The following is an 8,712-nucleotide window of genomic DNA, read 5'->3' on the forward strand; positions in this document are numbered from 1 at the left end:
GTGTGTGGGGGAGAATGGCCGGATGAGTTCCCCCGAGGGCGCCGCGCCGCGCCGCGTGGCAGTCCTGGGCGCCGGATCGTGGGGCACCACGTTCGCGAAGATCCTCGCCGACGGCGGATCCCGGGTGTCGATCTGGGCGAGGCGCCCCGAGCTGGCCCGCGAGATCATGCAGTCGCGCCGCAACTCCGACTACCTCCCCGGCATCAACCTCCCGCGCGGCATCTCGGCATCCGCCCGACTGCCCGAGGTGCTCGACGGCGCGGAGCAGGTCTACCTGTCGGTGCCGAGCCAGTCGCTGCGCGAGAACCTGCGGATCGTCCGCGACCTGATCCCGAGCGGCGTGCCGATCGTGTCGCTCATGAAGGGCGTCGAGAAGGGCACCCGCTATCGCATGAGCGAGGTCATCGCCCAGGAGCTCGAGGTCGGTCCCGAGCGCATCGCGGTGGTCTCGGGCCCCAACCTCGCGCTCGAGATCGCGAAGGAGCAGCCGACGGCGGCGGTCGTGTCGTCGGCGGTGCTCGAGACGGCGTCCGAGGTGGCGCTCGCCGCACGCAACCCGTACTTCCGCTCGTTCGTGAACACGGATGTGATCGGTACCGAGTTCGGCGGAGTGCTCAAGAACCTCATCGCGGTGGCGATCGGCATCGTCGATGGCGTCGGGTACGGCGAGAACACGAAGGCCTCGATCATCACGCGCGGGCTCGTCGAGATGACCGACTTCGCGGTCGCGTTCGGCGGCCGCCCCGAGACCCTGAGCGGACTCGCGGGGCTCGGCGACCTGATCGCGACGTGCGAGTCGCCTCTCTCGCGCAACAACACGGCGGGCCGCCTGCTCGGCCAGGGCTACGCCTACCACGAGGTCATCGCGCAGATGAACCAGACCGCCGAGGGCATCTCGTCGGTCGCGCCGATCCTCGAGCTCGCGGCGAGCCGCGGAGTGGAGATGCCGATCGTCGGCCAGGTCGCCGAGGTGCTGGCGGGTACGCTGGAGCCGCGGGACATCGCCCCGCACCTCACGACCGACACCGACGTGCCGCAGGGCGAATGACCCGGCCCGTTCCCGACACCGGAGGCCGCATGATCCGCGTCGCGTTGCTGTTCGGAGGCCGCTCGAGCGAGCACGAGATCTCGTGCGCCACGGCGGCGGGCGTGCTCTCGGCGATCGACCGCGACCGGTTCGAGGTGGTGCCGGTCGGGATCACGCGCGACGGCGCATGGACGCTGCAGCCCGACGATCCGGAGCGTTTTGGCCTGCGCGCCGAGCTGCCGTCCGTCGACGACAACGGCACACGGGTTCGCCTGCCGGATGCGGCCGGTTCGCGCGAGCTGACCGTGCAGTCGCCCGACGGGTCGGTCTCGTCGCTCGGCGACATCGACGTGTTCTTCCCGATCCTGCACGGCCGCTTCGGCGAAGACGGCACGATCCAGGGGCAGCTGGAGCTGCTCGGCCTGCCGTACGTGGGCAATGGGGTGCTCGCCTCCGCGCTCGCGATGGACAAGCATATGACGAAGCTCGTGCTGCAGGCGGCAGGGATCGAGGTGGCGCCGTGGGTGGCTCTCACGCCGACGCGCTGGGCGGAGGATCGCGAGCTGTTTGAGCGCCGCATCCGCTCGCTGGGACTCCCGGTGTTCGTGAAGCCGTCGCGTGCAGGCTCATCGGTGGGCGTCACACGGGTGACCGACTGGGCGGAGCTCGACCCGGCCATCGACATCGCGTTCGACGAGGACGGCACGGTGCTCGTCGAGGCGGCGGTGCCGGGCCGCGAGGTCGAGTGCGCGGTTCTCGAGGGTCGCGATGGCGGCGCTCCGCGCGTGAGCGTCGCGGGCGAGATCGTCGTCACGGGCCGCGCGTTCTACGACTACGAAGCGAAGTACCTCGACCCGGATGCGGCACAGCTGATCTGCCCCGCGTCGCTTCACGAGGGCGAGCTGCGAGAGATGCAGCGGATCGCCGCGCGCGCGTTCGAGGCGATCGAGGGTGCGGGTCTCGCGCGGGTCGACTTCTTCCTCGGCGACGAGGGCTTCGTGGTGAACGAGATCAACACGATGCCGGGCTTCACCCCGATCTCGATGTTCCCGAGCTGCTGGCAGGCGAGCGGGATGAGCTACCCCGACCTCATCACCGAGCTCCTGGAGCTGGGCCTCACGACCCGACGCTGAGAGAGTCCTCGGCGTCGACGCAGCGGTGGCCGTTCGGCTGGGTCGTGGCCACCGCATCCGCGAGGGCCGTGAGCACGGAGGCGGCGCTCGCCTCGTCGGTGTCGACGACCACGTCGATCGCGGGCTCGCGCCCATAGAGCCGGAACGTGACCGTGGGTTCCTGCTCAGCGTTGCGGAGCCACCACACCCCATCGACGTCGATGCAGGTGTAGCTCGAGGCGCTCGGCACCTCCACGCCGCACAGCACGAGGACCGCGGGAGGACTGCCCCACGCGGCGGTCGCCTGCGCGTCGGTGTCGCGCCTCGGGAGCCCGTCGAGCGCGTCCGGCAGGCGCACGACGACGTCGGCGCAGCCGGGATCCGCCGCATCCGCAGCGGGATCGAGCGAGACGACGGGCTGGCACCCGGTGAGCGCGATCGCGGCGAGGAGGGTGCCGATCAGGGCGCCCAGGGGCCGGGAGGTGCGCACCCGTACAGGCTAGCCTGGCGGGGTGCCCGCACCGGATGAGACCCTCGGCTCCCTGGGCGAGGCGGCGATCCTGCGGCGCATCTTCCCGCGCCTGCCGCACGGGCCGGAGGAGCTTCTCGGGCCGGGAGACGACGCCGCTGTGCTGGCCGCGCCGGACGGTCGCGTGGTCGTGACGACCGACACGCTCGTGCACGGTCCCGATTTCCGGCACGCGTGGTCGAGCCCGTTCCAGCTCGGCTGGAAGTCGGCGGCCGTGAACCTCGCCGATATCGCCGCGATGGGTGCCCGGCCGACGGGCCTCGTGGTGGCGCTCGTCGCGCCGTCGTCGACGACCGCGAGCTGGATCGAGCGCTTGGCCGACGGCTTCCGCGAGGCGTGCGCCGCACTCGCGCCCGGCTGCGGTGTGGTCGGCGGCGACCTGTCGGTGTCCGAGACGCTCATGGTGGCGGTGACCGCGTTCGGCGACCTCGGTGGGCGCAGCCCCGTGCTGCGTTCGGGCGCGCGTCCCGGCGACGTGGTCGCCGTGTGCGGGGAGCTCGGCCTCGCAGGCGCCGGTCTCGCACTCCTCTTCGCCCAGGGCGTCGACGACGAAGGAACGCCGGACGCCAAGCGAGCGGCGGCACTGCGCCCCGCGCACGACGCGGAGCTCGACGCGCAGCTGGCCCCGTCGCCGCCGATCGCGGCCGGGGTGACGGCGGCGGAGGCCGGTGCGACGGCGATGATGGATGTGAGCGACGGGCTCGTGCTCGACGCCCGGCGCCTGGCCGAGGCATCCGGGGTCGTGCTCGACCTCTCGTCGCGCGCCGTCGGCTCCCGAGACGCGCTCGTGGGTGGCGAGGATCACGCGCTCCTCGCCACGTTCCCTGCCGACGCACCTCTGCCGTCCGGGTTCCGGGAGATCGGACGCGTGCAGGAGGCCACGGACGTGGCCGAGCTGCGGGTCGACGGCCGCGCGTTCGACGGGCGCGGCGGCTGGGACCCCTACGAGGACTGGGACGGCGCGGTCGGCTGATCGCCGGCGGGCGCGTGCGGCTCGGCGGGGGAGAGCCAGAACACGGCCGTCTCGCCGTAGGCGGTCCTGCGGTCGAGATCGAGACCTGCGGGCCACGCCGGCTCGGTGTCGCGCGCCGAGCGCTCGACCACGATCACGGCATCCGGAGCGACCCGCGTGGCGAGCAGCAGCAGATCGTCGACGAGCTCACCGCCCGTGAGCTCGTACGGGGGGTCGAGGAAGACGAGGTCCCAGCCGCCCGCGGCCCCCGCGAGGAAACCCTGGACGGGCTGCACCACGGTGCGGATGGTGGGGATCGCACCGGCCGGAGCGGCCCGCACCACGCGCTCGGCGTTGCGGCGGGAGCTCGTGGCGGCGTCGCGGGAGTGATCGACGAGCGTCACGCTGCCCGCTCCGCGGGAGGCCGCCTCGAGACCGAGCGCGCCGGATCCGGCGTAGAGGTCGAGCACGTTCGCCCCGGCGACCAGCCCGCGCGCGTCGAGCGCCGAGAAGATCGCCTCGCGCACGCGGTCGCTCGTCGGGCGCGTCCCCGACTTCGGCACCGCCAGTGCGAGCGATCCGGCGTAGCCGGCGATGATCCGTGTCATCCGCTCAGGGTAGCGAGGCGGCCGCAGGTCGCGCGCGCCGAGTGAACAGGGCGGCCCGTCCCGCGGGCCCGTGATTGGCCCGTGACGACGCGCGCGCGCCCGTGCGAGGATGCGCAACCGGGAGGCACCATGAACGTCGGGTTCGCGGGTATCGGGATCATGGGCGCGCCGATGGCGGGTCGACTGGTGGATGCGGGGGTGCCGCTCACGGTGTGGAGTCGGAGCCCCGAGGCGTGCGACGAGCTCGTCGCTCGAGGTGCGGATCGCGCCTCCGATCCGGATGCGCTCTTCGCGCGGTGCGACACGGTGATCCTCATGCTGCGCGACGACGTCGCCACCGACGAGGTGCTCGGCCGTGGCACGGAGGCGTTCGCCCGCCGCATCGCCGGGCACCGGATCGTGGTGATGGGCACCCACACGCCCGCGTACTCGCTCGCGCTGGAGTCCGACATCCGTGCCGCGGGCGGCCACTACGTGGAGGCTCCGGTCTCGGGCTCGCGCGTTCCGGCCGAGCAGGGCAAGCTCGTGCTGCTGCTCGCGGGTGCCGACGAGGCGGTGCTCGGCGAGGTCGGCGAGCTGCTGGCACCGCTCGGGGTCGCGGCGGTGCCATGCGGCGCGGTCCCCGGGGCGCTTCGCACCAAGATCGCGGTGAACCACTACATGATGGCGATGGTCGCGGCCCTCGCCGAAGCGGTCACGACGGCCCGCGCGACGGGCGTCGACCTCGACGCGATGCTGCGGGTGCTCGAGGCGAGCCCCATGGACAGCCCGATCGGACGGGTGAAGGGCGCGAAGCTCGTCGCTCGCGACGAGGTACCCCAGGCGGCGATCTCGGATGTCGTGAAGAACTGCGGCTTCGTGCTCGAGGCGGCGCGGGCGGCGGGTGCGACGACGCCGATCATCGATCTGGTCGCCGAGCTCTACGGCCGCACGGCCGATGCCGGGTTCGCCGACGCCGACATGGTGGCCGTCGCGCGGGTGCTCGGCGGGCGCTGATATCCGCGGTATCCGGCCCCGGCGCGACGGCCGATGCCCGGGGCGCTCGATACCCTCGTAGGCGTGGATTCGCCGCTCGATCAGAAGCTCGCCTCGGCGCTCGGCGGCCGCACGGCGCAGGTGCTCGAGAAGGCGTTCGGCATGCGCACTGTGGGCGAGCTGCTCGCCCACTATCCGCGGCGGTACGCCCGTCGCGGTGAGCTGACGGCGCTCTCGGAGCTGCGGATCGACGAGCCGGTCACGATCGTCGCCGAGGTCCGGTCGGTCTCGGAGCGCAGGATGCACAACCGGCGCGGGTCGATCCTCGAGGCGACGATCAGCGACGGGCACGGCATCCTCACGCTCACCTTCTTCAACCAGCCTTTCCGCAAGGCGGAGCTGCGTCCCGGGGTGCGCGGTATCTTCTCGGGCCGTATCGGCGCCTATCGCGGCACGCGCCAGCTGGCGCACCCCGACTACGAGCTGTTCGACCCGGATGAGGCGGCGGCGATGGACGCCGACCAGGCCCGCCGGTGGGCCGAGACCCCCGTGCCGCTGTATCCGGCGACCGCGACGTTCCCGAGCTGGAAGATCCAGAAGTCGATCGAGACCCTGCTCGACGTGCTTCCGGAGCTCGACGATCCGCTTCCGGTCGGAGTGCGTTCGAGTCGCGGCCTCATGGGATTCCGCGACGCGCTCGTCAAGGTGCACCGACCCGAGTCGGATGCCGACTGGCAGCGCGCCCGCGACTACCTGCGTTTCGAGGAGGCGCTCGCGCTGCAGCTCGCCCTCCTCGCGCAGCGGGCCGAGCGCCGGGCGGTGACGGGGCCGCCGCGGGTGCCGGGCGAGGTCTCGCGTGCGTTCGAGGCGGCACTTCCCTTCCAGCTCACGGCGGATCAGCGCGAGGTGGGCGACGAGATCGAGGCCGAGCTCGCGGGGGGCGTCCCGATGAACCGCCTCGTGCAGGGCGAGGTGGGGTCGGGGAAGACCCTCGTCGCGTTGCGCGCGATGCTCGCGGTGGCGGAATCCGGCGGGCAGTCGGCGTTCCTCGCACCGACCGAGGTGCTCGCCGCCCAGCATCTGCGCTCGATCGTTGCGATGCTCGGTCCGGATCTCGCGGCGCGGCTGCGGGTCACGCTCCTCACGGGGGCGATGTCGACCGCCGAGCGCCGCAAGGCGATGCTCGCGGCGGCGTCTGGTGGTGCGGCGATCGTCGTCGGCACCCACGCGCTCCTCGGCGATGATGTGAGCTTCGCCGACCTCGGCCTCGTGGTGGTCGACGAGCAGCACCGCTTCGGCGTGGAGCAGCGCGAGGCGATCCGGCTGAAGGGACGCGCCCCGCACGTGCTCGTGCTGTCGGCCACGCCCATCCCGCGCACGGTCGCGATGACGGTCTTCGGCGATCTCGACGTGTCGACGCTGCGGACGCTTCCCGCGGGTCGTGCGTCGATCGAGTCGCACGTCGTGCCTCTCGCCGAGCACCCCGGCTGGGAGGCGCGCGTCTGGGAGCGGCTCGCGGAGGAGCTCGCCGCCGGACGCCAGGGCTTCGTCGTCTGCCCCGCGATCGAGGTCTCGACCTCCGGCACCTCGCTGGGGGAGGACGACGCGCCGGCGGAGGCGGATGCGGAGGCCGACGCGCCGCCGCCATCCTCCGTGACCGAAGTGCTGGGTCGCCTGCGCGCGCATCCGTCGCTCGCGGGGCGCTCGGTCGAGCCGCTGCACGGACGGATGCCGTCGGACGAGAAGGACCGCGCGATGCGCGAGTTCGCCGCGGGTCGCATCGACGTGCTCGTCGCGACTACCGTCATCGAGGTGGGCGTCGACGTGCCGAACGCGTCCACGATGATCGTGCTCGACGCCGACCGCTTCGGCGTGGCCCAGCTGCACCAGCTGCGGGGCCGCGTGGGCCGCGGCGGGGTGCCGGGCATCGCGCTGTTCGTGACCCGCGCCGAGCAGGCCACGCTCGCCCGCGAGCGGGTGGATGCCGTCGCGGGCACACTCGACGGCTTCGAGCTGGCGCAGGCCGACCTCGAGCTGCGTCGCGAGGGCGACGTGCTGGGTGGAGCCCAGTCGGGGCGTCGCTCGACGCTCAAGCTGCTGCGGGTCGTGGAGGATGCCGAGCTCATCGCCGAGGCGCGCGATGCGGCCGCCGGCATCCTCGAGGAAGACCCGGCTCTCGCCGAGCACGCGACGCTGCGGGAGGCCGTGGGGCGTCGTTTCGACGCGGGGGAGCGCGCCTTCCTGGGCAAGGCGTGACCGGCTCTCCGCCCGCCCCTTTCTGTAACGAAACGGTCACACGCGCCTTGTAGGATCGGCCCATGACCAGGATCGCCGTCGTTCCCGGATCCTTCGACCCCGTGACCCTCGGGCATCTCGACGTGATCGATCGCGCGGCGCGGCTCTTCGACGAGCTGCACGTGCTCGTCGTCCACAATCCCGACAAATCGGCGCTGCTGCCAATCGCGCAACGGGTCTCGCTCATCCAGGAGTCGATCCAGGAGGCGCGGATCGGGGGCGAGATCCTCGTCACGAGCTGGAGCGTGGGGCTGCTCGTCGACTACTGCACCGATGTCGGCGCGAGCGTGCTCGTGAAGGGCATCCGCTCGCAGGTCGACGTGGCCTACGAGACGCCCATGGCGATCGTGAACCGCAACCTCGCGAAGGTCGAGACGGTGTTCATGCTTCCCGATCCGGCGCACGCGCACGTGTCGAGTTCGCTCGTGCGGCAGGTGGCGTCGCTCGGCGGCGATGTGTCGCCGTACGTTCCGCGAGTCGTCGCCGACTTCCTGGAGCAGCCCCGCTGATTCCGTCGCCGCGCGACGGGCCCGGCGACCGGGCGCGTCAGCGGAGGTCCCAGACGACCGTTCCGTCGGAGTGGATGTCGACCTGGAGCGGGATCGCTTCGCCCTCCGAGCTGAGCCCCGTGCACTCGACCGAGTCGACCTCGGCTCCGGTGATCGCGATCCCCTGAGGGCAGGCGACGCTCGCGATATCGATGCCCTCATCGGCGGCGCTGTCGACGATCGTCTGCTCGATGGAGGCCGTGTCCCAGGTGGTCATCGCCACGGCGAGCGAGAGCACGAGAGTGATCACGACGGCGGTGCTGCTCGCGAGGCCGAAGAGCAGCCCGGCCAGGGCGGCACCGAATCCGGCGTGAGCGCGGCGGGAGATGACGAGTCCCGCGATTCCCACGACGACCGCGACGAAGCCGAGCACGCTCGGCACGATGAGGATGCTTCCGAAGAAGACGAGCACGAGCGCCGCGAGCGAGCTGATGCCGGCCGAGAGGGCGAGGGCGGCGGGCTTGTTCGATCCGCGGAACTGGTGGGTCGCCTCGGGGACGTACATCGTGATGCCGTTGGGGGCCAGGCCGTCTTGGGGCAGCGGCATGCCCGGCCATCCCGGGGTCGAGGGCGAGAGGGCGGCGGGTGCGGCCGCCGGAGGGGCGGGCAGGGGAGCGAGCTCCGCGACGGGCTCGGGCGCGTGGATCGCCGCGCGGTAGCGGTTCG

Annotated in this window: 8 protein-coding genes and 1 pseudogene; 6 read left to right on the plus strand and 3 right to left on the minus strand. The window is 72.3% G+C overall.

The genetic code is table 11. The annotated features are described in order from the left end of the window. Positions 1-22: 22 nt before the first annotated feature. On the plus strand, positions 23-1,048 hold the full coding sequence (locus FVQ89_RS14290; RefSeq protein ID WP_147902657.1) for an NAD(P)H-dependent glycerol-3-phosphate dehydrogenase: 1,026 nt from the start codon (positions 23-25) through the stop codon (positions 1,046-1,048). After that, positions 1,045-2,160, plus strand: a complete 1,116-nt coding sequence (locus FVQ89_RS14295; RefSeq protein WP_255513639.1) for a D-alanine--D-alanine ligase family protein — start codon at positions 1,045-1,047, stop codon at positions 2,158-2,160. The genes FVQ89_RS14290 and FVQ89_RS14295 overlap by 4 nt, the downstream gene beginning before the upstream one ends. Here FVQ89_RS14295 and FVQ89_RS14300 read toward each other — a convergent pair. After that, positions 2,144-2,629, minus strand: a complete 486-nt coding sequence (locus tag FVQ89_RS14300; protein WP_147902658.1) for a DUF3515 domain-containing protein — start codon at positions 2,627-2,629, stop codon at positions 2,144-2,146. The two genes, FVQ89_RS14295 and FVQ89_RS14300, sit on opposite strands and share 17 nt — an antisense overlap. A gap of 22 nt (positions 2,630-2,651) precedes the next feature. Here FVQ89_RS14300 and thiL point away from each other — a divergent pair, with 22 nt between their 5' ends. Next, complete coding sequence (gene thiL, locus FVQ89_RS14305; RefSeq protein ID WP_147902659.1) at positions 2,652-3,641, plus strand: thiamine-phosphate kinase; 990 nt, start codon at positions 2,652-2,654, stop codon at positions 3,639-3,641. On the opposite strand, the gene FVQ89_RS14310 is transcribed toward thiL, so the two are convergent. Further along, complete coding sequence (locus tag FVQ89_RS14310; RefSeq protein WP_147902660.1) at positions 3,611-4,228, minus strand: RsmD family RNA methyltransferase; 618 nt, start codon at positions 4,226-4,228, stop codon at positions 3,611-3,613. The genes thiL and FVQ89_RS14310 overlap by 31 nt on opposite strands. Before the next feature lie 129 nt (positions 4,229-4,357). On the opposite strand from FVQ89_RS14310, the gene FVQ89_RS14315 reads away from it, so the two are divergent. The 3 genes from FVQ89_RS14315 (at position 4,358) to coaD (ending at position 8,007) form a co-directional block, all read left to right on the plus strand. Then, positions 4,358-5,224, plus strand: coding sequence for an NAD(P)-dependent oxidoreductase (locus FVQ89_RS14315; protein ID WP_147902661.1), 867 nt, complete (start codon positions 4,358-4,360; stop codon positions 5,222-5,224). Between the two features lie 33 nt (positions 5,225-5,257). Beyond that, positions 5,258-7,459: an ATP-dependent DNA helicase RecG gene (locus tag FVQ89_RS14320; RefSeq protein WP_147902662.1), complete on the plus strand. Its 2,202-nt coding sequence runs from the start codon at positions 5,258-5,260 to the stop codon at positions 7,457-7,459. Between the two features lie 62 nt (positions 7,460-7,521). Continuing rightward, positions 7,522-8,007, plus strand: coding sequence for a pantetheine-phosphate adenylyltransferase (coaD, locus tag FVQ89_RS14325; RefSeq protein WP_147902663.1), 486 nt, complete (start codon positions 7,522-7,524; stop codon positions 8,005-8,007). Positions 8,008-8,044: 37 nt separating this feature from the next. On the opposite strand, the pseudogene FVQ89_RS14495 reads toward coaD, so the two are convergent. After that, a pseudogene (locus FVQ89_RS14495) lies at positions 8,045-8,712 on the minus strand (hypothetical protein); the annotation flags it as partial.

The sequence above is a fragment of the Homoserinibacter sp. GY 40078 genome, assembly GCF_008017545.1.
Classification (GTDB): Bacteria; Actinomycetota; Actinomycetes; order Actinomycetales; family Microbacteriaceae; genus Homoserinibacter.